The organism is Paenibacillus sp. JNU01 (assembly GCF_059130585.1).
Map to the genome: position 1 here is coordinate 5,456,218 of NZ_CP169723.1, position 25,028 is coordinate 5,481,245.

At 47.1% G+C, this 25,028-nt stretch carries 28 protein-coding genes; all 28 read left to right on the forward strand.

Annotated elements, in window-relative coordinates:
- Positions 1-26 precede the first annotated feature (26 nt).
- The 28 genes from NLBNIHML_RS23655 (at position 27) to nikC (ending at position 23,894) form a co-directional block, all read left to right on the forward strand.
- Entirely contained in the window at positions 27-659 is a 633-nt protein-coding gene (locus NLBNIHML_RS23655; protein WP_494354753.1) for a LysM peptidoglycan-binding domain-containing protein, read from the forward strand.
- Positions 656-1,642, forward strand: coding sequence for an XkdQ/YqbQ family protein (locus NLBNIHML_RS23660; protein ID WP_494352912.1), 987 nt, complete (start codon positions 656-658; stop codon positions 1,640-1,642). The genes NLBNIHML_RS23655 and NLBNIHML_RS23660 overlap by 4 nt, the downstream gene beginning before the upstream one ends.
- Positions 1,635-2,045, forward strand: coding sequence for a hypothetical protein (locus NLBNIHML_RS23665; protein WP_339240237.1), 411 nt, complete (start codon positions 1,635-1,637; stop codon positions 2,043-2,045). The genes NLBNIHML_RS23660 and NLBNIHML_RS23665 overlap by 8 nt, the downstream gene beginning before the upstream one ends.
- On the forward strand, positions 2,038-2,493 hold the full coding sequence (locus NLBNIHML_RS23670) for a DUF2634 domain-containing protein (protein ID WP_494352913.1): 456 nt from the start codon (positions 2,038-2,040) through the stop codon (positions 2,491-2,493). Before NLBNIHML_RS23665 ends, NLBNIHML_RS23670 begins: the two co-directional genes overlap by 8 nt.
- A 4-nt stretch (positions 2,494-2,497) precedes the next feature.
- A complete protein-coding gene (locus tag NLBNIHML_RS23675; protein WP_494352914.1) occupies positions 2,498-3,637 on the forward strand; it encodes a baseplate J/gp47 family protein in 1,140 nt (379 codons plus the stop codon).
- On the forward strand, positions 3,630-3,890 hold the full coding sequence (locus NLBNIHML_RS23680) for a hypothetical protein (RefSeq protein ID WP_494352915.1): 261 nt from the start codon (positions 3,630-3,632) through the stop codon (positions 3,888-3,890). Before NLBNIHML_RS23675 ends, NLBNIHML_RS23680 begins: the two co-directional genes overlap by 8 nt.
- Positions 3,850-4,440, forward strand: coding sequence for a YmfQ family protein (locus tag NLBNIHML_RS23685; protein WP_494352916.1), 591 nt, complete (start codon positions 3,850-3,852; stop codon positions 4,438-4,440). Before NLBNIHML_RS23680 ends, NLBNIHML_RS23685 begins: the two co-directional genes overlap by 41 nt.
- Positions 4,440-6,482 (forward strand): tail fiber protein, encoded by a 2,043-nt coding sequence (locus tag NLBNIHML_RS23690; protein WP_494352917.1) that lies wholly within the window; start codon positions 4,440-4,442, stop codon positions 6,480-6,482. The genes NLBNIHML_RS23685 and NLBNIHML_RS23690 overlap by 1 nt, the downstream gene beginning before the upstream one ends.
- A gap of 37 nt (positions 6,483-6,519) precedes the next feature.
- Positions 6,520-6,951 carry a phage tail terminator family protein gene (locus tag NLBNIHML_RS23695; RefSeq protein ID WP_494352918.1) on the forward strand — a complete coding sequence of 144 codons (432 nt, stop codon included), beginning with the start codon at positions 6,520-6,522 and terminating at the stop codon, positions 6,949-6,951.
- 124 nt (positions 6,952-7,075) lie between these two features.
- Entirely contained in the window at positions 7,076-7,285 is a 210-nt protein-coding gene (locus tag NLBNIHML_RS23700) for a YqzN/YkzM domain-containing protein (RefSeq protein WP_494352919.1), read from the forward strand.
- Complete coding sequence (locus tag NLBNIHML_RS23705) at positions 7,285-8,601, forward strand: phage tail sheath family protein (RefSeq protein WP_494352920.1); 1,317 nt, start codon at positions 7,285-7,287, stop codon at positions 8,599-8,601. Before NLBNIHML_RS23700 ends, NLBNIHML_RS23705 begins: the two co-directional genes overlap by 1 nt.
- Before the next feature lies 1 nt (position 8,602).
- Positions 8,603-9,061 carry a phage tail tube protein gene (locus tag NLBNIHML_RS23710; RefSeq protein ID WP_017690162.1) on the forward strand — a complete coding sequence of 153 codons (459 nt, stop codon included), beginning with the start codon at positions 8,603-8,605 and terminating at the stop codon, positions 9,059-9,061.
- 171 nt (positions 9,062-9,232) lie between these two features.
- Positions 9,233-9,655 carry a phage tail assembly chaperone gene (locus NLBNIHML_RS23715; protein ID WP_494352921.1) on the forward strand — a complete coding sequence of 141 codons (423 nt, stop codon included), beginning with the start codon at positions 9,233-9,235 and terminating at the stop codon, positions 9,653-9,655.
- Positions 9,656-9,856: 201 nt separating this feature from the next.
- On the forward strand, positions 9,857-11,950 hold the full coding sequence (locus NLBNIHML_RS23720; protein WP_494352922.1) for a phage tail tape measure protein: 2,094 nt from the start codon (positions 9,857-9,859) through the stop codon (positions 11,948-11,950).
- On the forward strand, positions 11,951-12,646 hold the full coding sequence (locus tag NLBNIHML_RS23725; RefSeq protein WP_494352923.1) for a LysM peptidoglycan-binding domain-containing protein: 696 nt from the start codon (positions 11,951-11,953) through the stop codon (positions 12,644-12,646). It abuts the gene before it with no gap.
- Positions 12,647-12,659: 13 nt separating this feature from the next.
- Positions 12,660-13,670: an XkdQ/YqbQ family protein gene (locus tag NLBNIHML_RS23730; RefSeq protein ID WP_494352924.1), complete on the forward strand. Its 1,011-nt coding sequence runs from the start codon at positions 12,660-12,662 to the stop codon at positions 13,668-13,670.
- Between the two features lie 6 nt (positions 13,671-13,676).
- Positions 13,677-13,934: a DUF2577 family protein gene (locus NLBNIHML_RS23735; RefSeq protein WP_494352925.1), complete on the forward strand. Its 258-nt coding sequence runs from the start codon at positions 13,677-13,679 to the stop codon at positions 13,932-13,934.
- Positions 13,931-14,341 (forward strand): DUF2634 domain-containing protein, encoded by a 411-nt coding sequence (locus tag NLBNIHML_RS23740; RefSeq protein WP_494352926.1) that lies wholly within the window; start codon positions 13,931-13,933, stop codon positions 14,339-14,341. Before NLBNIHML_RS23735 ends, NLBNIHML_RS23740 begins: the two co-directional genes overlap by 4 nt.
- Complete coding sequence (locus NLBNIHML_RS23745) at positions 14,334-15,392, forward strand: baseplate J/gp47 family protein (RefSeq protein WP_494352927.1); 1,059 nt, start codon at positions 14,334-14,336, stop codon at positions 15,390-15,392. The genes NLBNIHML_RS23740 and NLBNIHML_RS23745 overlap by 8 nt, the downstream gene beginning before the upstream one ends.
- Positions 15,389-15,934, forward strand: coding sequence for a putative phage tail protein (locus tag NLBNIHML_RS23750; RefSeq protein WP_494352928.1), 546 nt, complete (start codon positions 15,389-15,391; stop codon positions 15,932-15,934). Before NLBNIHML_RS23745 ends, NLBNIHML_RS23750 begins: the two co-directional genes overlap by 4 nt.
- Positions 15,935-16,876, forward strand: coding sequence for a tail fiber protein (locus NLBNIHML_RS23755; RefSeq protein ID WP_494352929.1), 942 nt, complete (start codon positions 15,935-15,937; stop codon positions 16,874-16,876). It abuts the gene before it with no gap.
- Positions 16,877-16,888: 12 nt separating this feature from the next.
- Positions 16,889-17,131, forward strand: a complete 243-nt coding sequence (locus NLBNIHML_RS23760; protein ID WP_494352930.1) for a hypothetical protein — start codon at positions 16,889-16,891, stop codon at positions 17,129-17,131.
- 78 nt (positions 17,132-17,209) lie between these two features.
- Complete coding sequence (locus NLBNIHML_RS23765) at positions 17,210-17,371, forward strand: hypothetical protein (protein ID WP_494352931.1); 162 nt, start codon at positions 17,210-17,212, stop codon at positions 17,369-17,371.
- 82 nt (positions 17,372-17,453) lie between these two features.
- Positions 17,454-17,951, forward strand: a complete 498-nt coding sequence (locus tag NLBNIHML_RS23770) for a phage holin family protein (RefSeq protein ID WP_494352932.1) — start codon at positions 17,454-17,456, stop codon at positions 17,949-17,951.
- Positions 17,952-18,179: 228 nt separating this feature from the next.
- Complete coding sequence (locus NLBNIHML_RS23775; protein ID WP_494352933.1) at positions 18,180-19,127, forward strand: glycoside hydrolase family 25 protein; 948 nt, start codon at positions 18,180-18,182, stop codon at positions 19,125-19,127.
- 949 nt (positions 19,128-20,076) lie between these two features.
- Positions 20,077-21,726, forward strand: a complete 1,650-nt coding sequence (locus tag NLBNIHML_RS23780; protein ID WP_494354754.1) for an ABC transporter substrate-binding protein — start codon at positions 20,077-20,079, stop codon at positions 21,724-21,726.
- Positions 21,727-21,948: 222 nt separating this feature from the next.
- Positions 21,949-22,953 (forward strand): ABC transporter permease, encoded by a 1,005-nt coding sequence (locus tag NLBNIHML_RS23785; RefSeq protein WP_494352934.1) that lies wholly within the window; start codon positions 21,949-21,951, stop codon positions 22,951-22,953.
- A gap of 41 nt (positions 22,954-22,994) precedes the next feature.
- Positions 22,995-23,894 (forward strand): nickel transporter permease, encoded by a 900-nt coding sequence (nikC, locus tag NLBNIHML_RS23790; RefSeq protein WP_494352935.1) that lies wholly within the window; start codon positions 22,995-22,997, stop codon positions 23,892-23,894.
- Positions 23,895-25,028 lie beyond the last annotated feature (1,134 nt).

A 25,028-nucleotide genomic window follows, 5' to 3' on the forward strand; every position in this document is an offset into this window, starting at 1 on the left:
TTGAAGATAATGTTGGTCCTAACAAAATGTCATTTACATTGAAGGACGGCAATACTCGATTTCAATTCCCAGTGAACCCTGAAGAAGTTAATATTTCCAGGTCTAAGGGATATGAAACGGTCAATATGTTGGAGCATGGCGAGTTTGATTTTGCACAAGGGGAGAAGGTGAAGGAGATCACCTTCTCTTCTTTTTTCCCAAAAAGATTTGATCCGTCCTATTGCATGGATGAAAAATCTTTTCTAGATCCGCGTGTGGCGATGAATGTGCTGAACACGTTTCTGATCTCCAAAAAGCCACTGCGTTTCATCATCTCCGAAACCGGCGTGAACGTGCCTGTTTTTATTGTCTCGCTTAACTCAAGCTTTCGCGGCGGGGAGACGGGAGATATTTATTTCGACCTAACCCTGCGGACATGGCGGGATTCCAAGGTGGAGAAGGTCGGCTCAGCTGCATCCGGGAGCAAGTCAGGTTCTCGTACGGATTTGAAAAAGTCTAGCAAGACCTACACCGTCAAATCCGGTGACTCTCTGTCCAAAATAGCAAAGCTTGAGCTGGGCAGCAGTTCCAAATGGAACGAGATCTACAAGCTCAACAAGAAGATCATCGGCACTGATCCTAACCGGATCAAGCCCGGGCAAAAGCTGGTGATGCCATGACCTACAAGGTCATTGTCGACGACAAATATGACATCACCAAGCTGGTAGAGACAATTACGCTGAAGGACTCGCTGGACCAGATTGCGTATCAGGCCAACATCCGGCTGGCGGTGTCTGCATCTTCGGGTCTGCCTTCGATCTCACCGGGCATGGCGGTGCGGATTAGCGGGGTTCCTTTTGGCGAAAAATCCATGGTTCATTTGCTGCATCCTGCGGTCATCTGGGAGGTGGAGAGTTCCAACAGCGGCACCAAGCGGCTATCTCTCACGGTGTACGACCGGATGATCTATCTGGAAAAATCAGAGGACGAGTTCCTGTTGCCGAAGGATCAGACTGCTACGCAACGACTCAAAACCTACGCCAAAGAGTGGAAGATTCCATACGGCACGCTGCCGGATACGAAGACCAAGCTGGGCAAAGCCGTGTATCGGTCACAGACGATCTTTTCGATGATGTTTGCTGATCTGAAGGAAACGGCCAAGTCTGGTGGGGAGATGTATCATCCACGGATGACACCCGGCGGATTGCAGCTATTTCAGGTCGGCAGTAACGCGAAGGTGTATGAGCTGGATCGGCTGATTGATCTGACCCAGATGCGTACGCTCGAAGGAGCGGTCACCAAAGTGAAGGTGATGGCAGCGTCGGAGTCTGGAAGTGGCAAAGAGGTTCCATCCAAAGTGCTCGCGATTGAGCAGAATGGTGTGGAAGAACTGGGCACATTGCAAAAGCTGGTCGAGGACGATCAGGTGAAATCGACACACGCAGCGAAGAAACTGGCGAAAAGTCATCTGACGGGGATTCAGGAGACCTTTACGATATCCGCACCGGATATCAATACGATTCGCGCCGGGGACGCAGTGTTGTTGAAAGGACTGAAGCTAATCGTCATGTCGGTCAGCCGTGATTTGTCTGCCGGGCCTGGAACGATGACGTTGGAACTGGGTACAGCTGAGATGGTGAAAAGGAGGTATTACCTTGAATAAAGATGATCCGTATGGGCATTTTGCCGACGTCATGCGGGGAGCGATGAGTACACATTCTCGTCAGGCCGTGAGCGGCATGGGCGCGGTATTGGGTACGATGACCTCATCCGGCGTGAAGTTGGATGATTTCAAACACGAAGTGCAGGATTATCTCGTGGCCGAGTTGCCGGGCACGCTTGGACTGCCGGAGCGCGAGGCTGCTGGCGCGATCTCGGGTATATCTGACGTGGCAAACGGCGGAACGACGGGCACGGGACGGTTTCTTTTGCAAGAAGAGGAAGTGGAAGAAGCGGTGTGGTCTCTTGGTAAAGGATTGAAAGCGGGAGATCGCGTACTGGCGATGCGGGTGAATGGCGGTAACGACATTGTGGTGCTGTGTAAGGTGGTGAGTGCCAATGCCTAGTTTGTTCCCGGAAACGGGTGTGGTCTGGGGAGATGAGGAGGATCTGTCGGGGGCGGCTTCGGAAGAGGTGCGCTTTGGGCGGAGCTGGCGATTCGATTACGATGCAGGGGATTTTGTGCTGACCCCAAGTGGCAAAGTGGCTGCGGCTGACGCACATGAAGCGTGGGTACAGTGGTGCATCAAGGCGGTCAAGACGCCACGGTACAGACATGTGATTTACTCTCGAAACTATGGTTCGGAGCTGGAGGATCTGGTGGGGCAGGGTGACAGTCGGGGTGTGATGGAAAGTGAGATTACCCGGATGGTCACGGAGACGCTGCTGGCTGATCCACGCACGGATTCGGTGGACCAGTTTACGTTCGATTGGAATCGGGAGCAGTGCATGTTCTCGTGCCGGGTGGCGAGTGTGCAGGAAGAGATGTTTATTCTGGAAAGTGAGGTGATCTGACGGGATGGCTGAGATTCCGCGTTATTTGGAGGACCAGACGGAGGAACAGATAATGCAGCGTATGCTGGATCGTCTGCCCGCGGATCTGGATAAGTCGGAAGGATCGTTTCTGTGGGATGCGGAGGCTCCGGTTGCATTTATGCTGTCTGAAGCGGCTTTGTGGGCACAGGAATTACTCCGGCGGGGGTTTGCAAGTACGGCTGCGAGCAGTGATCCGAATTTTCGTTCGGAAGAACTGGATCTGCGGGCGGGAGAGCACGGCATTACTCGGCGGGCTGCGGTGGCGGCGCAGGGTTCGGTGAGGTTCATGGGTACGCCGGGGAAAGTAGTGCCTGCTGGAACGGTCGTGGCTACGCTCGCGGATGAAGTGTCTGCTGAAGCTTCGCTCGAATATGAGACAGTCGGACGTGTGGAACTGGATGCCGAGGGCTTCGGGGGGGTAGGCGTGCGAGCGCTTGTTGCCGGAAAAGAGAGCAATGTGCCTGCGGGCACGGTAACAGTACTGTCTACACCTGTAAGTGGCGTGACTTCAGTCACGAACGTTGAGGTGATCAAAGGCGGTGCGGATATTGAGACCGATACGGCACTGCTGGAACGCTTTTATGCCAAAGTCCGCAACCAAGGGACAAGCGGCAACAAGTCGCAATATGTGCAATGGGCCAGTGAAGTGCCAGGTGTTGGTGCAACGCGTGTTATTCCGTTATGGCAGGGGCCAGGCACGGTGGGATTGTATCTGCTGGACACGGACAAACGTGCTGCTGGTACCGATCTGGTGGCGGCCGTACAGAAGTACGTCGATCCAACGCAGGATGGACAAGGTGAAGGTGTTGCGCCCGCGGGGCCAGTGGTATCCGTAATGCCAGCCGAGGAAGTACCGATGAATATTCAGGTCAAGTTGACGTTGGCAAGTGATGCGACACTGACTGATGTACGGGCACTGATCGAACGCGGGGTGACCGCGTATCTGAAGCAGTTGGCTTTTGCCGATCCGCTCGTGCGTTACACTCGCATTGCCGCGATCCTGCTGGATATTCCGCCCATTATCGACTATTCAGAGCTTACCGTGAACGGTGTGAGCGACCAGAATATCGAGATGACCGCGAGTCAGGTGGCCGTGTTGGGGACGGTGGATGTGCATGAGTAGTGTTGGGCAGATGGTGAGAGCAAAGTACGGATGTGGGGGCAGCGGTAATGTAGGACATCGGAAATGTTCTGACTATGCGGCATCCGGTTCAGCTGGAAATGAAGTAAGTGGTGGGCCAGAAGAGTGCTTGGGGCGTGCGGTACGCCGCTCGGGAGCGCAGCATTTGAGCGAAGCTGTATACGTTGATGTGAAAGGAAAGGAGGATGCTGGTCATGAGTGCTCCTTCTACTGTAGATGCTGGACTGACGAGTGAGAAAGGGCGGGAGCTGTTTTCGTATTTACCAAATTATTATGAGACTTCGCGCGTTATGCAGGCGGATATGCAGGCCAAAGGTACCGAGATGGATATGCTGTATCAGGCGCTGGATGAGACGTTGGCGCAATTTTTTGTCCGTACAGCGACGTGGGGGCTGGACTTCTGGGAGCAGGAGCTCGGCATTGAGACGGATCGTCTCAAACCTTTGGAACAAAGGCGTGCTGTGGTGGAGTCGAAGCTGCGTGGTGCCGGTAAATTCTCAGGCAGGCTGGTTGCGAATGTGGCTGAGGCTTATGCCGGAGGCAAGGTGGATGTAACGTTTCAGCCGGAAGCGTGGAGTTTTACGGTGAGCTTTGTGGATACGATGGGCATTCCGCCTAATATCGATGATCTCAAACGGGCGATTGAGGAATTGAAACCGGCCCATATGGCCGTGGAGTATGAGTATCGTTATCTGGTCTGGGATGATCTGGACGACAAACAGATGACATGGGACGAACTCGATGCCGCGTCCTTGACGTGGAATGAACTGGAGGTGTGGGCGTAATGCCAAAAGAAACAGATCGACTGAAATTACCTCTTCCCTTGGGGAACGAGAATGTGACCCGGGAGAGTATTAACGGGATTTTTGAAAAGATTGATGCAGGTGTTGCAACACGTGAATCCATCCTTATACCTGCGGAATCTGATCTTAATAGCTACATTACAGAAGGGGAATATTATTGCCCAACGAATGCCACAGTAGGGACTTTAGCCAATTCCCCAGTAGGAGTAGCCTTTCATTTGACAGTAGAAAAACATGCTGGTGTGGTCCAAACTCTAACAACCTTTGAACCGAGTAACCTACAAGTTTTTCAAAGGAACTACTATGTCGGATGGGGGCCATGGAAAAAGGTACCTACAAGGGATGATATTGAAGAGGTAAAGTTATATACCGATCAGAAACTTGGGGAAATCGTTATTAATGATGCATCCTTAATAGATAAGGGTATCGTCCAACTGTCCAATGCAGTTGATGGGACCCGTGAAGATTTGGCTGCTACGGAGAAGGCTGTTAGAGATGCGAGGATTACGGCTGAGACGAATGCGAAGAATGCAAGTCTGCCGCGCTCAGGAGGGGATATTTCAGGCCCTCTTACAGTTAGTTCTTGGGGGACTATCTCTTCAGGAACTGCTGGCTTTTTCCTAATGGGCCATAACTGCTATATTCACCCTACGAGCAATAAATATTATTTCAAACAAACGCATTCTAATATGGGAGCTAGAGGTATTATTTTTAGATTGGGCCAAGCCGGGGTGCATACGTTTGATACCGGTCCGATCTCTACTGTGAAAGATACTGAGTTTACACCTACTTTGATTAGAATGCCTACACAGGCGGACTATGATGTGCTTTTTCAATCTGGCGTTAGTGCTAAGGAAACAATAGTAGATACAATTAACGCCAAAGGAGTAACAACATCTACTAATGAAAAGTGGAGTGAGATCAATAACAAAATACAGAAACTATATGGCCCAAACTCTAAAATTAGTTCTGATAAAATCTCACCACCATTAATTGCATTGAATGGTTTCATGAGCGTTTCAAGTTCAATATCTTACACATGTTACAATGCTTCATATATCTATACAATATTGGGTGATAAGTATAATAAGTACGATACTAAGGGCGAGTATAAAGGCTCTTTTGGAGTTCCTGGTCTTAATGATTCTAATTATCAGGCAAGAAATGTAATTTTTGCTGTGCCAAATTCAGAGTATTATTACTATCAATCGAGTGATTCTTACTCTGGAGATATAAGATTTGGAAGATGGGGCGGGAGCGGTAACGGTTCTGGGAGTCAAGTGTTCGCTCAATCAGATGGGCAGAATTCAAGGGGAGGTTCTTATGGAATACTTGGTATAGCTCAGGATGGTTCGTGTTATTACTACAATAAGGCAGGAAATATAGTTAGAACTAATGGTATGAATTCCTCGATAAAGTGGTCTGTTTCTTTAGGTTCTACAGTAGGTTATTTCTATCCTTCAAAAAACTACGTAGTGTTAATGGGGAATTATGCAACAAGATATGGAATAAGAGTAATTGATGATATAAGTGGTCAAGTTGTTTCAGCAATTAATTGGCGTACAGATGGTTCTACTGCAGAATATCCTCCAAAAAGTATTGTTTTTGACTATATCAATAGTCATCTGTACATTCTTCCAGGAACAAGTGATTCAGGACCTAACTATACTTTGTTAAAGAAATATGAAATAAATAATGTTAATGGTTCAATTAATTTAGTAGCAACTTACGATTTATCTTCGTTTTATGCTTCTAAATACGGAGCAAATAATCAGGCTAGGACTTACTCATCAATACTTATGGTTTTACGGGACAAGCTAATTATGAAGGTTACAAATGACAATATTTTTTCAGAAATATATGAATTAAATACTAATTTTGCTGAAGGGTGTATTTTAAATCCTTATCTGACTGCGAATCAAAGTTTTATAAACATCCCTACAGGTGCTCCTGCAGATAATGGAAATATATATATAAATCGTGGTGTGATTTTGGACGCAGATCTCAATTACAAATTAGTATAATATTTCATTGCTTAAAATTTCGGGTAGGAGGTGAACCATGACCACAAACCAACTAACCACAGCCATCGCAACTACACTCACGCAACATTTCCCTAACATCCCGATCCATCCTAATAATAGCATCACCAGCCCCATCCCGGACATTATAGGCATGACCTACCGCTTACTATCCGCCCAACTCACCCGGGAACGCAGCGATCGCTTCGTGCAATCTCACGCCTTTGAAATTCGGTGGCTCGATCCAAACGATATCCCGGCAACCCTTCCGGACGAGTTGTTCGAAGTCTTGGAGACCATCAACGTGGAAGGCACCCCCTACCGCGCTTCGGAAATGCGTTGGGAGACGGAGAACGACACACCGCGAATGCTGGTATACTACACCATGCGAACCACCAAAGTGTCGGAGTCCGCCGCTACCATGCAACAACTGGAACAGCGACCTACCGCACTTAAAGCTACGAGAGAATAACGATATGAGTTTAACGTAACGATAGTTATCCTGTCCTTGGAGTGGTCAGTATAGCTTTTTTTTTATTAAACTTAACTAACCGAATGAGGGGATCAGTATGAAAGGAATAGGAGGCGCATTGGCGATGTTTACGAAAAAAGAACAGGATCCTAAAAATCCGGAAGCTCAACAGAAAAACAACCCAAAATACAGCAAATCACAGTTCGCCGAATCCCGGCAACTCAGCCGGATGGAGAAAGACATTTTGGCAGCAGTTCTGCTGAACCAACAGACGTACACCTTGCAAGAAGCACAGCAACACATCCAACAATTTATGAATGGGGAGGCACAATAATGGCTGGAGGAACATGGACAACACAAAACAAGGTACGCCCCGGCGTATATATGAATTTTGCATCAGAGGGCTCATTGCCGGGTACGGTAGGAGAGCGAGGAACGGTCGCTTTGGCGCTTCCATTGTCATGGGGGCAAGCAGGTACAATCCTGACGGTACAAGCAGGTGAAGATGTACAAGCCAAATTGGGCTATGACTGGACAGCACCGCAATTACTGCTCATCCGCGAAGCTTTGAAACGCGCGCAGACCCTGCTTCTTTATCGACTCAATACAGGTACCAAAGCCAAGGCAACCTTGGACAAACTGACAGTGACAGCCCAACACGGTGGTGTGCGTGGTAATGATCTGGCTGTTGTAATCTCAGCAAATATCAATGACCCGGAACAATTGGACGTTTCCACGTTGCTTGCGGGTAAAGAAGTGGACAAACAAACTTCATCCACCATCGAAGCTCTGGAGTCCAACGAATACGTCACATTTACTGGTGAAGGTGCACTTACAGCTACAGCATCACTTCCACTAACAGGTGGATTGGATGGCACAGCAACGAACCAGGAGCATTCCGATTTCCTGACCAAGCTGGAAGTACTGGATTTTAACACGGTTGGTCTGATCTCAGACGATGCCACACTTAAGTCTGTTTACACAGCTTACATCAAGCGCTTGCGTGATACCGAAGGCAAGAAGGTGCAACTGGTTCTGTCCGATTATCCTGCAGCAGATCATGAAGGAATCATCAGTGTGAAAAATGGTGTTGTACTTGCAGACGGTACCGTTCTTACGCCGAAACAAACGGTAGCTTGGACTGCTGGTGCAACAGCCGGGGCTAATCTGAATGAATCCCTGACGTTCCGTGTGTATGACGATGCCGTGGATGTGAATGGCAGATTGACACATACCGAGACAGAAGCAGCATTGCGTAATGGCGAGTTTGTCTTTACCGCGAGCAGCAACCGGGCGGTGGTGGAGCAGGATGTAAATACGTTCCGTTCGGTGACACCGGATAAGGCACGTCATTTTGCCAAAAACCGTGTTGTCCGTGTACTTGATGGTATAGCTAACGATATGAAACGGATCTTCGAGTCCTACTACATCGGCAAAGTGAACAACAACGAAGATGGGCGCAGCCTGTTCCGTTCCCAATGTGTCACTTATCTGAAGCAGCTTCAGGATATTGGGGCGATTCAAAATTTTGATTCCAAAACAGATATCACTGTTGCTCCGGGGAATGAAACCGATAGTATTCTGATCGAGATTCAGGTCCAACCTGTGGATTCCGTTGAAAAAGTATATATGAAAGTGAAGGTGGTTTAAGATGGCATTTTTGAAAGCAAGCGACACAATCTCCGGCCAGGAAGGCCGCGCATACGCAACGATTAACGGACAGACGGAAGAAATGTTCTATGTGAAGACGCTGGAAGCAACGGTGGAGAAACAAAAAGCAGAGGTCAAAACCTTGGGCCGCCGCGGCGTACAGCACAAAGCAACTGGTTGGTCTGGCTCGGGTTCCATGACGATCTTTTATACCACATCCCGTTTCCGTGAGCTTATGCTCCAGTACATGCAGAATGGTGTGGACACATACTTCGACATTGAAGTGACCAACGAAGATCCTTCCTCTACAATTGGCAAACAGACCGTGACCCTCAAAGGCGTCAACCTCGACAGTGTGATTATGGCATCCCTGGATACCGAGGCAGAGGCGCTGGAGGAAGAAGTGAGCTTTACATTTGAAGATGTCGATATGCCTGTATCGTTCAATCTGCCGAAGTAAAGTGTGGCGTGGAAAGCTTAATACTCTAAGAAATAAAGAGAATAAATCAACAGCGGGTTTGTAAAAGCAACCTGTTCAACTTGCCTGTGTTACGGGCTATTTGGCGTGTCAATATACTGTTCTTCGCCGCATCTTGCGGCGGGGGGCCTAACTTTAGAGGAGGAACAATACATGAGTGGATTGAGTATGTTTTTTGCCCAAAATGCAGCAACGGATACAACGGAGGAGTATATCGTATCCCCCCGTTTCAAGGATGAGAAGGGCGAGCCGGTTGCCTGGAAACTGCGCAGCATGACCGAGGACGAGAACCAGGAATGCCGCAAGGCGGCTACCCGCAAAATCAAGGGCAAGAACGGTGTCTACACACCCGACATCGATGCGAATGATTACATGGCTCGCCTGATGAGCGCAAGTGTAGTATTTCCCGATTTGAAAAATGCAGAACTCCAGCGGTCATATGGCGTGATGGGGGCGGAATCGCTTTTGCGGAAAATGCTGTTGCCTGGGGAATTTGCTTCGCTCGGTGAACAGGTTCAGAAGCTGAACGGCTTCAATCAGGACATGAACGAACTGGTGGATGACGTAAAAAAATAATTAAAGAGGGCGATTCCGAAGCCAATCTGGCTTATTACGCTCTCCATGAATTAAACATTTTGCCGCATGAGCTAATGGCCTTCTCTATGCGAGAACGAGCGGCCATTTATGCGATGATCTCCATCCGGGTAGAGGAAGAGAAGAAAGAACGGTCCAAGAATCGCGCCCGGAAGAAATAAAAAGGAAAGGAGGGAGAAATGAATGTCCGATACAAGTATCACCGTAATTAATCCTCCATCCATAAATAATCTGATCAATAACTTAAATCTAGTTCAGGTAAAAACAACCGAAATTTTGAACAACTTCAACCAGATTAACCATGTTAATTTGAATCAATTTAATCAAACCAACATATCCAACCACTTTAATCAAATAAACCAGCAAATGAATGTGACCATTAATTTGATGGAAAAGCTGGAGGATACGGCTGATGATACAAGTGATTCGTTAGGTGATAATCTGAATAAGCTCTCCAAGTGGATGCAAATGGTAAAGTCGGCTGGAAGCATCGTGTTAAAAGCGGCTGCTGAACAAGAAGACTTCAAATATCGTTATATGGTTGCCGCAGAAGATCCGGTGCTTGGGGAAAGCATCTATAATAAGTATCGCGAGCAAGCCGCCAAGAATGGCCAGGATGTCAACGATTCACTCAAATCTTCTCTAGGCTTCGTGCCTTTGGCACAAAATACAGGGCAGGTAGATCAGTTGAATCAACTAACTCAACGTCTGAGTATGTTGTCACCGGATGGACAAAATCTGTCCGAGGCGTCTGCTGCCATTGTTAGTGCCATGAATGGAGAAAACGGAGATTTGGCGAGTCAATTTAACATCCCGGAAAGTGCATTAAACGGAGCTGGATTGGATGAATTTATACAGACGAAAGACCTTGATGGCTTCATACAGGGATTGCAGACGGTACTTGAAATGCAGGGCTACACACAAGAAGCCTTTGATACAATGCTTGATTCTCCATTGCAAAAATGGACGGCTCTGGTCAATCAGTTCAATGGAATACTATCTGAAATCGGGACAAGAGCTTTGGAAGTTTTATCACCTGTGCTTGACCGATTAAACGAAGCCATAAGCTCAGGTCAGTTCAGTGCTTTCATCGAATGGATTGGTGGTGCCTTCGCAATTATTGCTCAAGTTGTAGCTTTTATTATGGAAGGATTCATTAATTTTGCAACAGCTGTACAAGAAAACTGGGCTATCATCGGACCTATATTAACTGCCATTGCTTTAGTGCTCCTAGCCAATATCATTATTACGCTCGGAGTTGTAATTGCTCAGGTTTATTCACTGGCTGTGGCATGGTTGGTAGCTAACTGGCCTATCTTGCTTGTCATTGGTGCTATTGCAGGACTTATCTTCATTTTGCAATTATGTGGTGTTACAGCTGGGGATATGGTGGGAGCGATTATAGGTTATTTTTATATGGCTTACGAGTATATGAAATCAATTTTTGCATCTATTCTGAATTATTTCATATCTTGGGCCGAATTTGTCATTAATGTATTCAGAGATCCAGCCTATGCATTCCAAAAGTTGTTTGTTGATATGGGACTCATTGTACTCCAAATTCTGTTCAACATTACAAAGGGAATTGAGGATTTTGCAGGTGGTTTCAAAGATCAGATCAACTGGATGATCGGGGGTATAAACAAATTAATACCCTATCTTAATAAGATTTTCGGGACCAATTGGGGCGGTATTAAACTAGTGGATGATGCTAACATTCATTCAATGAGTAGTAAGATACAGGGATTAATGAGTGATCTTGAAGCGAGTGCTCCTGAGAGCCAGAAGGGCGTTGTTAGCCTGTGGAGAATGGACGCTTCTGCGGACTATAAGGATGCATTTGATATGGGATTTGACAAGGGGAACGATTTGATGGATACCACCAAAGGCTTATTCCCCAACGGTTCTGATAAATTACTTGGAAACTTCGGCGGCTCAACTCCCAAAACACCTTCCATGCCATCGATACCAACTGCACCTGCTCACACCGTTGTTCCCAATAACAATATGAGTAACATCAACAAAATCAACAATATCGGACAGGTGGACAAGATCGGTGACGTGGACGGCACAGTGGATGTGACGAGCGAGGATCTGAAATTGATGCGTGAGCTTGCCGAGATGCAGGCGATTCAGCGATTTGTCAGCCTTACGCCAACCGTTCAGGTTACTACGGGTGATATCAACAGCGGACATGACGTGGACAGCATCATCAGCAAAATCACTGATGGACTGAACAGTCAGATCGTCTCCAGTGCCCAGGGGGTGTATGGATAAGTGGAATATTATATTCAACTCAGCTTCAATAACCGCTCTGAATACATGTTTTTCCCGGTGACACCAGAGAGCATTGAGTTTTCGGATTCGGGAGACGGCAGTTCGTTTAACGTGAGCGCTTTGGGTGAAATTAACGTGATCAAGTCGCCAAAGCTGCGTGAAGTCAGTTTCAGCGGGATTTTTCCGGCAGACTACAGTCCGTACCATCTGAACTACGATGCAAGCCATCCGGCAATTCAGAAGCAGTTTTACCGTGATCCCTATGAATATGTAAAAAAGATCATCCGTTGGATGCAGACGGGCAGACCCGTCAGACTGTTCTTTTCCAGTGCAAGGTATACCATTAATATGGCGGTTTCCATTGAGAGCTTCGATTGGAAAGAGACAGCGGGTACAGTGGGGGATATCCAGTATGATATCAAGCTGAAGCAGTTCATTTTCTATGCCGCCAAAAAAGTAGTACCGCTCAAGGATAGCAAGGATAATGCTGCTTCAAAAACAAAAACCAAAGCCTCCCGGCCCAATGAAAAAATCCAGCCCCAGACGGTTACACTCAAAGCAGGAGACTCCTTGTGGTCTGTAGCCAAAGCCCATCTGGGAGATGGATCTCGCTGGAAAGAGCTGCAGAAGTTGAATAGCATCAAAGATGCACAACTGAAGAAGCTGCCGATTGGACTTGTGATCAAGCTTCCGTGAAAGGAGAGGCAATATGCAAGAGCAGATCAGGCTGGATGATAAGCTGGCAAACATGAAGGAACGGTTATTGCTGGATGACAAGCAGGGCAACATCTGGGACATTAGCGAAATTGCTGGCGACATTACGTACAAAACCTCCCGCATTGGCAAACCTTCCTCTCTGGAATTCACGTTGATCAAGGGCAGTCTGTACCAGAATAAGAAATTCACCTATGAGAATGGATATGTTGTGAAATATATCAGCAACGAGGTAGGCATATTTTACGGATATATCTTCTCGGTGGATAGTGGCAAGGACGAAAGTGTCAAAATCAAAGCCTACGACCAGACTCGTTATCTAACCGCAAATCAGACGTACAAGTTCGTTAACGCAACCGCTACAGATGTGATCAAACGAATTGCTACCGACTTTCAGTTGAAAGTGGGGGAGCTAATCCAGCCGAAATATGTTATTCCACGCATGTTGTTTGATAATAAAAAGCTGATCGACATGATCTGTGAGGCGCTCGACCGAACGCTTATCTATGGCGGCAAAAACTACATCTTCTACGATGATTTCGGCAAGCTTGTGCTTCGGGATGTGGAAGAGATGCCTTACGGCTTTGTCATTGGGGATAACAGTCTACTCACAGATTACAGCTATACAAGGTCTATTGATGACCAGACGTATAACAAAATCAAGCTTTATCGGGATAACAAGGATACGGGAAAAAGAGAAACGTTTGTTCATCAGGATTCAGGCAGCATCCGTCAATGGGGGCTGCTTTTTTTGTACCAAAAAGCGGATGATGGCCTGAACGAAGGCCAGATTGATGACATGCTGAAGACCCTGATGACCCTCCGTAACCGTGAGACGCAGACGTTGAAAGTGGATGCGCTTGGCGATTTCAAGGTGAGGGCAGGCAGTTTTGTCAACATCCAGATCGATGAACTCAAGATTAATCAATATTTTCTGGTGGACGAATGTACGCATAAGGTACAGAGCGGTGTGCATACGATGTCGCTGGATTTGAAGGTGGTGTAACGATAAATGATGCTGGACGTGATTAAAAAGGCGGCGGTAGCCGCTGTAGATGCTAAGTCTCCCGTTCAGGTAATGTACGGAAGCGTAACAAGTACCCAGCCTCTGGAGATTACCGTTGAACAGCGGTTGGCATTGGCTGAGCCTTTTCTGGTACTGCCGGAATCCGTAGTGAACAAAGCTTGGACCGTGGGTGACCATGTTCTGTTGTTGCGTGTTCAAGGTGGAGACAGCTTTGTCGTGCTGGATCGGCTGGTGAATCCATGATTCCACAAGGTGCACAGATTAGCGCAGATCAGGAAGAAGCTGCTGTGCTTCCAAGTCGGACGTATGTATTTCAAGCTTCGGGACAACGAATTGGAAGACTGCAACTGGATGGAAAAGATGCGGTAAAACAGGCGGTGTATAAAGCTTTGTCGACACGTCGCTACGAACATCTAATCTATTCTTCGGATTACGGAATGGAATGGTCCTGGGAAGGAATGGCCGGGAGATCCATGGTTGAATCAGAACTGGAACGCTGGATTCGCGAAGCGTTACTTCCAGATGATCGGATTTCGGATGTAACGGAGTTCGAATTCGTTCACGAGGCCGATGGAGTACGGGTTTCATTTACCGTGGAAACGGATTTTGGCAGCTTCAGGGAAGAGACGGAGGTGAACATGGATGTATGAAGGGCAGACGTTTGAAATTATTCTAAATAGAATGCTGGATAGGGTACCAGATGGTGTGGATAAACGTGAAGGCAGCATTATCTATGATGCGCTTGCGCCTGCGGCTGTAGAAATGGCTCAGATGTATATCGAGCTGGATGTGAACGCCAATCTGAAGTTTGCAGATACAGCATCTGGAGAGTATCTGGATCGCGCGGTGGCTTGGTCTGGCATTAGTCGAAAAGCGGCCACGAAGGCACGTTGGGCTGGAAGTTTTCGGGACAACGAAGGTAAGCCTGTTGAGGTTCCTTTGGAGAGTCGTTTTTCCACGGGGGATCGGGTGTATGTTGTTGTGGAACGCATCGCAGCAGGGCAATATGTGTTGGAGTGTGAAGTTGCAGGAGCGGAAGGTAATGAGTATACGGGGGCTCTGCTGCCCATTGATTATATTGCCGGCCTGACGACGGCTGAATTGACACAGTTGCTGGTTCCTGGTGAAGACGAGGAAACGGATCAGGCCTTGTATGATCGCTATCAGGATAAAGTTTCCCGTCCGGTTACGAGTGCCAACAAATATCAGTATGAATTATGGGCACGGGAAAACTCCGGTGTGGGCAAAGCGAAGGCTTTTCCACTATGGGACGGGCCAGGTACAGTCAAAGTGGCATTGCTGAATAATGAAATGAAAACACCTGCTGAGGCGGTCATTAAGGCGGTGCAAGAATATATCGATCCATCCCAGGATGGAATGGGCGAAGGTGCTGCTCCAATCGGCCCTGTGGTTACAGTAGTGGGAGCGGAAGAGGTTCCTATTGATGTGGAGGTACAGGTCACACTTGCTTCTGGTTCAACGTATGAGGGCGTGAAGACACTGATTGAAACGGGAGTTACGGCATATCTGAAAGAACTGGCTTTTGCCGATCCATTGGTTCGTTGGACACGGATTGCGAATGTCATTCTGGATATCCCGCCTGTGATCGATTACAGTGATCTGCTGGTGAATGGTGGGATGTCCAATCTGGAGATCGCCCCCGGTGCAGTAGCCGTTCTTGGGACGGTGAAGGTGACATGAGTAAAGCAGAGGCATTAATGACTCTTTTGCCCCCGTTATATGAAAATGTGCTGGAGATGCAGTTTCTTACCGAGACCGAAGGGGTAGAGTTAGACAAGCTTACTGTGGGTTTGGAAAGTGTGCTGGACCAATTCTACCCGGAGTCTGCGACCTGGGCATTGGAACGTTATGAGCGGGATTTGCAGATTCCTACAAATCAAGCCAAGCCAGAAGACCAGCGGAGATCCGTAATCATTTCCAAAATGCGCGGCAGCGGCAAAGTCTCAGGCTCCATGCTCAAGAACGTGGCGCAGGCCTACGAAAGTGGCGGGATTGATGTATCCGTTACGCCCGAGGAGTACTTGATCCGAATCCGATTCATCGACACTTGGGGTTTGCCGCCCAATCTGGATGATCTGAAGGCAGCGATTGAGGATATTAAACCAGCACATATGACCGTAGAGTACCGTCTACGGTATTTGACGATCTCGGAGGTTGAAAGCATGACGCTGGAGGAGATCGAACAGACCCGGCAGGATAAATTTGCAGGAGGTGGAGCATAGATGAATGAACCAAAAACACCGAATTTGGGATTGAATAAAATTGACCGTTCCTCGCCATCGACAACCTATTTTGATCTGGATAAGTATTTAGATCAGAACTGGGAGAAGGTTGATGAGGGTGTAGCGACTAAGCAAGATTTAGAGGAAATTCGTGAAGCAGTAGGGGAGATAGATGTTCCCGATGCGTCTTTGACGCAGAAGGGTAAGGTTCAGTTATCGAATGCAGTGGATAGTGATGAAGAAATTTCGGCCGCTACCCCAAAAGCAGTAAAAATTGTGATGAATGAAGCTTTATCGGCAAAGCAGCTTGGAGTTGAGCGAAAAGCCAATGTGGTTGCCGCTCTCAACTCCATAGGTATACCGGCATCCACAAACGAGTCCTGGGACACACTCATTAACAAACTGACTGGGGTAATTCGAGCCACGGGCAACGCAACAGCAGCACAAGTTCTTGTGGGAGCAACATTCAGCAACGCTTCAGCCAACGGTGTCACCGGAACGATGCCGAATAGGGGAGGGGGAGGAACAATTGTTCCTTCTAATGTAAGTCAGACTAAACCTTTTGGATATTATAGTTCGGATATCTCTATTGCTCCCGCTTCTGCTCAGCGAATAGCAGATATAAAGTCTATACCCGCTAGTTCATATACATTGTTTAGTTATTTCAAAAAACCACAATTAACACTGATGAATAATATTGACAAAGACACTAACTATACCGTGTATGGAATAATCATTGTAGGAGACAATCCCAATGTTGTTCGTGATCCTAATACAACTTTTGTAACTGAACAATTTATTAGTCCTCGTACTAGCGGCTCTAATGCTATTGGCGTAACTGATTGGATGACGCAACAAAAAGCTTTTCAGGTTATTAATCGAAATGATAGCAGATCAATAACTGTCCAATCAATTGCATTCTTTGATACTATTACCCCTTAAAGGAGAAAAAACATGGAAAAAGTTATTGAATGGATTAAGGAAAAGCAATTTACATTTCTTGATCCAATTACAAACAAAGACTCAATTTATTGGGGCAACGGTTACGTGTTCTACGGCATCGTAACTCCGATTGAAGTTGTTGTAAGGCTACATGGTGAAGTGATGAAATTAGCACTTGAAGAAGGGCGCGTAGTAAGGGAAGCTGTCCAGAATAACGATCCAGAAAATAAATATGGTTTTAATGATTTGATATAAAAGGGGTTCCGAAATCGAAGCGCTATTTTTATACCTTCTGGAGTGATCAGGGGGCTTTTTATATTAAAGGGGAATGCCGTGTTTAACAGAGGGGCTTTTAACAGCAAGGCCTTTAATCGCCAAATATCCGTATTTCTCTTTGACCAGGCAGTTGTATACATATCCGGTTCGACTGTCGCCGCGGCAACGAAGGGTTCGGCGGTTATAGATGTAGCTTCTGAACTCATTTCGACTTATTAAATTTCATGATCTGTTCCTGCTAGGTTATTCAATCCATTTAACAAGTTCTTGAATAGATCACAAATAACAATGAGGTGAAACCATGGAAAGATGGGACACCCTATGGAAATGGGGAATTGCACTCATGAGCAGCTCAGTAACCTACTTCTTCGGAGGTTGGTCAGGCGTGCTCGACGTACTGCTCGTGTTCGTCATCCTCGACTACCTAACCGGCATCGTGGCTGCGGGTATGAGTGGCAAGTTAGAAAGTAATGTCGGCATGTTCGGTATTGCGCGGAAGGTATTTATATTTGCAATGGTATCGGTGGCTCATCTGGTGGACGGTGTTCTGGGAGACGGACATTTGTTCAGGGATGCGGTCGCCTTTTTTTATATCGCAAATGAGTTGTTGTCTATCATTGAAAACGGGGGTAAGTTGGGTGCTCCGATTCCGCCTGTGATTCGGCAAGCCATTGAAGTGCTTAAGGGAAAAGGGGGAACCGGGGGGATCTCGGGTAACTATACTCCTGATTCCAAAGAATCTTTTGTACAGTCAGATCATGAGGACGTTGATCAACAGATTAGAGATGAAACGAAGTAAAGGCTCAGCATTCATTCAAGATTTTCCTGTGGCAAATATAGAGCACTACAGAGTCGAAAGTCTGCACCAGTAGCCTACAAGTAGTGAAAGAGACTTTTTCCTAAGAGGATCGATACTCATTGAACATATCTATTACCATCAACAAGGGACACGCACACAAGCAACCTCTAGCTCAACCGCATTAACTATATACAAACGGCAATTTGCCGCATAAAGGGTGTGAGAAATATGCAAACGAGAAGTTCGGGCAACACACAGGGCATTGACGTCTCCCGATACCAGGGCAATATTGATTGGGCCAAAGTGAAGGCAAGTGGCATGACATTTGTGTTTATCAAGGCAACCGAAGGACAGACGTACACCGATCCCAATTACCAGAAAAATGTAACAGGTGCACTGGCGGCGGGTATGCTGGTGGGAACGTATCACTTCTTCCGCGCGACCTCTACCGATGGTGCCAAGGCAGAAGCGACACATTATGCCAATACACTTAACAAAGTTGGAGGCGCCAAAGCGTTACAGCTGCCACCTGTCATGGACTACGAGAACAACCCCGGCAACCTGAGCAAAGCGCAGATGAATACAGTTGCCAAAGCTTTTTTAACCGAACTACAACGTCTGACAGGTGTAAAACCGATCATATACACAGGCAATTCTTTTGCCGGGAATTTTGACACATCACTCAGCTCATACGATCTGTGGATTGCGCGTTACAGCAACTCCCGTGTACCGGATGACCAGCCGGCATGGAAGCGTTGGACGTTCTGGCAGTACACGGATTCGGGCAAGGTGAATGGCATCAGCGGCAACGTGGATATGAATGAATTCGAGGGAACCGCGGCACAGCTCAGAGCTAGATACGCAGCAGCCACTCCGAAACCACCGGAGCCAACCAATCCAACGAATCCAAGTAATCCGAATCCACCAACCGAACCACCGAAAGGGGGCGAACCGATGACAGCCGAAGAGAAAGCAGCGTTTGATGCGCTCAAATCCCAAGTCGACAAATTGCAGGCGCGTCAGCAAATGGAAGTTCCAGTATGGGCAAAAGCAGCTGTGGATGCAGCGCTGGCATATGACACCAAAAATCCATTGTTCAGCATCGATAATGGGGCGAGTTATGATTTTTACCGTTTCATTACTGTGATGCATCGCAGAGGTTTGTTTAAAAAGTAAGCTGAATTTCAGCAAATTTATTTATTAATTTTATCTGATTGTGGATGGAATGGAGAAGGGACACGAGACGCTTTTTGTCGAACTGTGTTCCTTTTTTGTCTTTTGTGTAAGTAATATTAACGCATATAATAAAGTTGAAGACTTATGTCTGTAAATCTCTTGTCTAATTGATTAATGTGATGTAAAGTAAGTTACACGAAATTGTTTTTCACCACAGTTTATTTACACAATCCTCCTCATCATGACAAAACCATAACATATGAAGTTATTGTAATGTCTCTCTGTTGTACAATCCAACATCTCAAGATCTCGTTCATACGTTATACACATCCAATCTGCAAGAGACAACCACCGTATTAAAAATACTTACACGATCTAAACAACCTAGCCTATGTTGAGTTTCTTTCGTCCGTATTGCAAACGATACCTAGTCCAGCTCCCACACTGCATACTTAAGAGGACCCGCGACCCGCTCAAGGAACAGACGTTATTGGTACCCAGCAGCGTAGTATCCATATGCCCATCTGTATTTCTAATCTAGTGACTTGAACTTGGTCTAACAGGTCCGTAGCCATTTTCGGTTACTTATTGACCTAAGTTCAAATAAATCGCAACAATCTCATTCATTTCATTACATTACATAGAGTCATCTCACAAGGCACTTTGTTCATTGTACGTCTTCTTTCTCTATAAAAGTAAATCGTCCATATCCTTAATCCGTGAGCATGATGATCTGACTTTTACTTATATCCATTGTTCACCTGTCTCCCATACTTTTTTACATTTCATATACATGCCTTATTTTTCCCGGAACTTTAATTTAGGTATCACAGGCACCTAAAGCCTTTCATTGATACAAGCAAGCACCGAACCAATGGCTATCATTGAAGTTTTTTCATGCCAGCATCACACACATTATGAGACAGGGAAGGGTGTTGTACGTATGCGAATGAGAAAGAAATGGATGTCCGGTTTTTTGACTCTGGCTTTGAGTACCGTCTTGGTGTTGTCAGGCTGTTCGAGCAATGAGGGGGCTGGGAATTCACCTGCTCCGGCGGAAGGCAGCGAGCCGCCAGCCGAAGTGACAGAAGCGCAGGATACGATGATTATGGGGCGTGGCGGGGATTCCGTTGCACTCGATCCGGCGATTGTGACTGATGGAGAGTCGCTGAAGATTGGACATCAGGTGTTTGATTCGTTGCTGGATTACAAGGAAGGCGGAACAGAGGTCGTTCCTGGACTTGCAGAGAGCTGGGAGATTTCGGCGGATGGGCTCAAGTATGTGTTTAAGCTGAAGTCCGGTGTGAAATTCCACGATGGAACTGACTTCAACGCTGAGGCTGTTGTGTTCAACTTCAACCGCTGGGGCGATCCGGCGAGTGAATATAAATTCGAAGGAGATTCCTTCGATTATTACGACTCCATGTTTGGTCCAGAGGACGGACGTGTGATCAAGGAAGTGAAGGCGAAGGACGAGACTACGGTGGAGTTCACATTGAACCAGCCACAAGCGCCTTTCCTGCAAAATATTGCGATGACGCCATTTGGCATTGCCAGCCCAAAAGCGATTCAGGAGAAAAAAGAAAACTTCAAGAGCGAGCCTGTGGGCACCGGCCCATTTGTATTCAAAGAGTGGAAGCGTAACGACTCCATCACCTTGGAGAAAAACGCGGATTACTGGAAAGAAGGACTGCCGAAGCTGAACAAAGTTATCGTGCGTTCGATTCCGGATAATACCGCTCGCTTCAATGCCCTGCAAAACGGCGAGATTGATGTCATGGAAGACTTGAACCCGGACGATCTGTCCATCCTTGAAGGCAACAGTGAGTTGCAGAAGATTGAGCGTCCACCGTTCAACGTGGCGTATATCGGCTTTAACTTCAAGAAGAAACCATTTGATAATGTCAAAGTCAGACAAGCCCTCAACCATGCGGTGAACAAGCAGGCCATTATTGATGCGTTCTTTGCTGGACAAGCTGAGCCTGCTGTCAATCCGATGCCGCCAACGCTGTGGGGATACAACGATACCATTGAGGATTACCCATATGATCTGGAAAAAGCAAAAGCTCTACTCGCCGAAGCTGGCTTCCCTGACGGTTTGCCTGATCCGGTAACCTTCTATGCCATGCCGGTATCCCGCCCGTATATGCCTGATGGCAAGAAAGTAGCGGAAGCGATCCAGGCTGATTTTGAGAAAATCGGCGTGACCACGAACATCGAATCCCCAGAATGGGCGACGTATCTGGATGATGCCAAAGCCGGGGAGAAAGACGATATCTACATGCTCGGTTGGACGGGGGATAACGGGGACCCGGATAACTTCCTGTACACATTGCTGGACAAAGACGCCATTCCGGGCAACAACCGTAGCTTCTATGTCAACGAAGAGTTGCATGTGCTGCTGACGGATGCGCAGAAAGAAACGGATCAGGAGAAACGTGCCGAGCTGTACAAACAAGCACAGATGATTATCAAGGAAGACGCACCTTGGATTCCACTTGTGCACACCACGCCAATTCTGGCGGGTAAATCGAACCTGAAAGGTTTTGTACCATCTCCGCTGGGCAGTGAATCCTATGCTGGTGCCTACTTCGAATAATACAGACGTAAGCTGAACTTATCTATTTCAGGATAACGGAGAGTGGAGAATCACTCTGAAGAGGGCACTGCACCTCGGAGTGAGTAGGTGTAATTTCTTTCTATTAAAGCGCTGGTGAGACGAAATGCTTGGCAGAACCCACATCCGGACGTAACTATCCAAAGCATGCGTATCTGCCAGCGCTTTTTATTTTGCAGATATGTCGAAGGCAGGTGAACAGGATTGAACAGCTATATTGTCAAACGTGTGCTTGTGTTGCTGCCCGTACTGCTGGGCATGACCCTGATTGTCTTTTCCATCATCCACGCCATCCCGGGTGATCCGGCCGAGACCATACTTGGGCAAAAGGCAACCGAACAATCCAAGCAGGCCCTTCGTGACCAGCTCGGTCTGGATAAACCCTGGTTCCAGCAATATTTCGCCTACTTGGGCGATTTGCTCAAAGGCGACCTCGGAACATCCATCCGCACCAAGGTGCCTATTGCCCAGGAAATTGTGCCTTATCTGACAGCTACCCTCGAATTAACAATGGCAAGTATGTTGTTTGCTGTCATTATGGGGGTGAATGCGGGGATTATCAGCGCATGGAAGCACAACTCCTGGTTTGATTATTGCTGTATGGTCATTGCTCTAGTGGGTGTATCCATGCCGATCTTCTGGCTCGGCCTGATGGAACAATGGCTGTTTGCGAACAAATTGCAGTGGCTGCCATCCATTGGGCGCATGAATGCACGTGATCCGGTGGAAGCCATTACGGGCTTGTATGTGCTGGATACGATGATTGCTGGACAATGGAATCAGTTGTGGACCGTAACGAAACATTTGTTGCTCCCGAGTATTGCGCTTGGTACGATCCCAATGGCCGTTATTGCCCGGATGACCCGTTCCAGCATGCTGGAAGTGATGAGTTCCGATTACATTCGTACTGCAAAGGCGAAGGGACTGGGTCCGTTTTTTGTCGTCTATGGGCATGCACTCAAAAATGCGTTTATCCCCGTGCTTACAGTTATCGGCATCCAGACTGGGTCGTTGCTCGGGGGTGCGGTGCTGACCGAAACGATTTTTGCTTGGCCGGGCGTGGGACGTTATATATATGAAGCGATTAGTTCGCGGGACTATCCAGTGATCCAGAGCGGCATTCTGATCGTGGCGTTCTTTTTCGTGGTCATCAACCTGATTGTGGACTTGCTCTACGCCGTGTTCGATCCTCGGATTAGTTATAAATAGGAGATTCATCAATCATTCATATCCAAGAAAGGGGACGCCGCATGGCCAAATTATCGACCAATACCGGACCATCCATTGATGCTGCGTCGGCGAGCACATCCGGTCCATGGCGGGATGCGTGGAGAACGTTTCGGAAGAATCGGCTTGCACTTGCGGGCTTGATTATTATCGTGTTTTTTATCCTATTGGCTTTCCTCGCGCCATATATCGCACCTTACGATTACAAGGAACAGGTGCTGGTGGATCGGCTTCAGGCCCCTTCGGCAGAGCATTGGTTTGGTACGGATGATCTGGGACGTGACGTGTTTTCCAGAGTGCTGCATGGAGCGCGTATTTCCTTGTGGGTGGGCTTCTTCTCTGTCATTGGTTCCATTATCGCGGGTACGCTGCTTGGTCTGATTGCTGGATTTTATGGAAAATGGGCGGACATGCTCATCTCGCGTTTATTTGATATCTTGCTCGCATTCCCGGGGATTTTGCTGGCCATCGCCATTGTGGCGATACTGGGCCCGTCGTTGCAAAATGCACTGCTCGCCATCGCTATCGTCAACATCCCGACTTACGGAAGGTTGGTGCGTTCACGGGTACTCAGCTTAAGACAGGAGGAATTCATTACGTCGGCGCGGACACTCGGAGCAGGCAACGGGCGAATCTTGTTTCGCCATATCTTGCCCAATAGCCTTACTCCACTGATTGTGCAGGGTACGCTCGGGATTGGAACGGCGATTATCGAAGCTGCTGCACTCGGATTTCTGGGCATGGGTGCGCAACCACCTGACCCGGAATGGGGTAAAATGCTATCAGACTCCCGTCAGTTTATACAAAAAGCACCGTGGACACTCATCTTCCCCGGCGTTTCCATCATGTTGACCGTGCTCGGCTTCAACCTCATGGGCGATGGACTCCGCGATACCCTTGATCCGAAAATGGCAAAAAAGTAGAATTTTCAAACTCAAACTCAAACTCAAACTCAAACTCAAACTCAAACTCAAACTCAAACTCAAACTCAAACTCGAACTCGAACTCGAACTCGTATTCATATTCAACCTCAAGCTCTAACCGTAACCGTAACCTATAACCCTATTCTGCTTTCTAATTTTTTTTGTAACGCACCATACACACCACGGCTAACCCTAAACTAACCATATGTGCTAACTTTCTGCCGTAATCCTATGTGTAGCTGTAACGCTAACTTCTGCATCATCTCTAACGAAACTGGGAAGCCTTATTTTACGATTTTTAGCTGATTTCCTAATCTAACGAACTTCACACACCCTAATATGTGAAAAACTTTCGAATGTGCTCCATAGATTGGATTAAATTGAGCAATAGCGTGTCTAGGGTTCGTTAGATTACAAATTCATCCAAAAAAGGCCATTTAACGCCTCTGAGGTTCGTTAGCGCGACTGCCATACTTCTCAAGACATTCAAGCAATCACAGGACCAAGTTACCAATATACCAACGAACATATCAACACAATATATCAACACAAAAATAGCAATACGGACATATCAATACGAACACATCGATACGGCAGTCTCAACACTGCAAACCCGAGGATATTCCGAGGCGCATTAAATAGACAAGTTTTAAAGCCATCCACGATACCAATGGACAGATTACGATCTTCCCCCATAAGCCGGTTCGAACTTTGGTTCGAGGCGGCTTTTGTTTTACCTGTGGGATTACGTTAAAATGATTGGTGATGTGTCAAAGTTGAAGGGTATTCGATCTTTTTGTTAAAATAACCGCCTGCGTATTGACACCCAATTTTCCCATATGTTATATAAAAGGAAGGGTTTAGCACTCCGATCATTAGAGTGCTAACAAATGATGTTTTTACTATACGCCTACATATGGAATGATTCTGTTTTTGAAAATAGATATTGAACCTGAGTAGGACATGCGAAGCCAAGGGACGCACAGACCTGAAGAAGCGAAATGTTTGCTTAATCTACAGACTCCATCTAAATAGAAGGCTCTAATCCTCATACAAGTTCCTGATTAAATGCGAAAGTAGTGCAGGGGACGAAATCGATTTGGAGGAAGCGAAGCGTTCGCCTTTATCACCGGA

What these genes read in the sequence shown, in the direction of transcription:
- NLBNIHML_RS23655 (WP_494354753.1), top strand. Translation starts at nt 27, where the DNA reads ATGTCATTTACATTGAAGGACGGCAATACTCGATTTCAATTCCCAGTG.
- NLBNIHML_RS23660 (WP_494352912.1), top strand. Translation starts at nt 656, where the DNA reads ATGACCTACAAGGTCATTGTCGACGACAAATATGACATCACCAAGCTG.
- NLBNIHML_RS23670 (WP_494352913.1), top strand. Translation starts at nt 2,038, where the DNA reads ATGCCTAGTTTGTTCCCGGAAACGGGTGTGGTCTGGGGAGATGAGGAG.
- NLBNIHML_RS23675 (WP_494352914.1), top strand. Translation starts at nt 2,498, where the DNA reads ATGGCTGAGATTCCGCGTTATTTGGAGGACCAGACGGAGGAACAGATA.
- NLBNIHML_RS23680 (WP_494352915.1), top strand. Translation starts at nt 3,630, where the DNA reads ATGAGTAGTGTTGGGCAGATGGTGAGAGCAAAGTACGGATGTGGGGGC.
- NLBNIHML_RS23685 (WP_494352916.1), top strand. Translation starts at nt 3,850, where the DNA reads ATGAGTGCTCCTTCTACTGTAGATGCTGGACTGACGAGTGAGAAAGGG.
- NLBNIHML_RS23690 (WP_494352917.1), top strand. Translation starts at nt 4,440, where the DNA reads ATGCCAAAAGAAACAGATCGACTGAAATTACCTCTTCCCTTGGGGAAC.
- NLBNIHML_RS23695 (WP_494352918.1), top strand. Translation starts at nt 6,520, where the DNA reads ATGACCACAAACCAACTAACCACAGCCATCGCAACTACACTCACGCAA.
- NLBNIHML_RS23700 (WP_494352919.1), top strand. Translation starts at nt 7,076, where the DNA reads ATGTTTACGAAAAAAGAACAGGATCCTAAAAATCCGGAAGCTCAACAG.
- NLBNIHML_RS23705 (WP_494352920.1), top strand. Translation starts at nt 7,285, where the DNA reads ATGGCTGGAGGAACATGGACAACACAAAACAAGGTACGCCCCGGCGTA.
- NLBNIHML_RS23710 (WP_017690162.1), top strand. Translation starts at nt 8,603, where the DNA reads ATGGCATTTTTGAAAGCAAGCGACACAATCTCCGGCCAGGAAGGCCGC.
- NLBNIHML_RS23715 (WP_494352921.1), top strand. Translation starts at nt 9,233, where the DNA reads ATGAGTGGATTGAGTATGTTTTTTGCCCAAAATGCAGCAACGGATACA.
- NLBNIHML_RS23720 (WP_494352922.1), top strand. Translation starts at nt 9,857, where the DNA reads ATGTCCGATACAAGTATCACCGTAATTAATCCTCCATCCATAAATAAT.
- NLBNIHML_RS23730 (WP_494352924.1), top strand. Translation starts at nt 12,660, where the DNA reads ATGCAAGAGCAGATCAGGCTGGATGATAAGCTGGCAAACATGAAGGAA.
- NLBNIHML_RS23735 (WP_494352925.1), top strand. Translation starts at nt 13,677, where the DNA reads ATGATGCTGGACGTGATTAAAAAGGCGGCGGTAGCCGCTGTAGATGCT.
- NLBNIHML_RS23740 (WP_494352926.1), top strand. Translation starts at nt 13,931, where the DNA reads ATGATTCCACAAGGTGCACAGATTAGCGCAGATCAGGAAGAAGCTGCT.
- NLBNIHML_RS23745 (WP_494352927.1), top strand. Translation starts at nt 14,334, where the DNA reads ATGTATGAAGGGCAGACGTTTGAAATTATTCTAAATAGAATGCTGGAT.
- NLBNIHML_RS23750 (WP_494352928.1), top strand. Translation starts at nt 15,389, where the DNA reads ATGAGTAAAGCAGAGGCATTAATGACTCTTTTGCCCCCGTTATATGAA.
- NLBNIHML_RS23755 (WP_494352929.1), top strand. Translation starts at nt 15,935, where the DNA reads ATGAATGAACCAAAAACACCGAATTTGGGATTGAATAAAATTGACCGT.
- NLBNIHML_RS23760 (WP_494352930.1), top strand. Translation starts at nt 16,889, where the DNA reads ATGGAAAAAGTTATTGAATGGATTAAGGAAAAGCAATTTACATTTCTT.
- NLBNIHML_RS23770 (WP_494352932.1), top strand. Translation starts at nt 17,454, where the DNA reads ATGGAAAGATGGGACACCCTATGGAAATGGGGAATTGCACTCATGAGC.
- NLBNIHML_RS23775 (WP_494352933.1), top strand. Translation starts at nt 18,180, where the DNA reads ATGCAAACGAGAAGTTCGGGCAACACACAGGGCATTGACGTCTCCCGA.
- NLBNIHML_RS23780 (WP_494354754.1), top strand. Translation starts at nt 20,077, where the DNA reads ATGAGAAAGAAATGGATGTCCGGTTTTTTGACTCTGGCTTTGAGTACC.
- nikC (WP_494352935.1), top strand. Translation starts at nt 22,995, where the DNA reads ATGGCCAAATTATCGACCAATACCGGACCATCCATTGATGCTGCGTCG.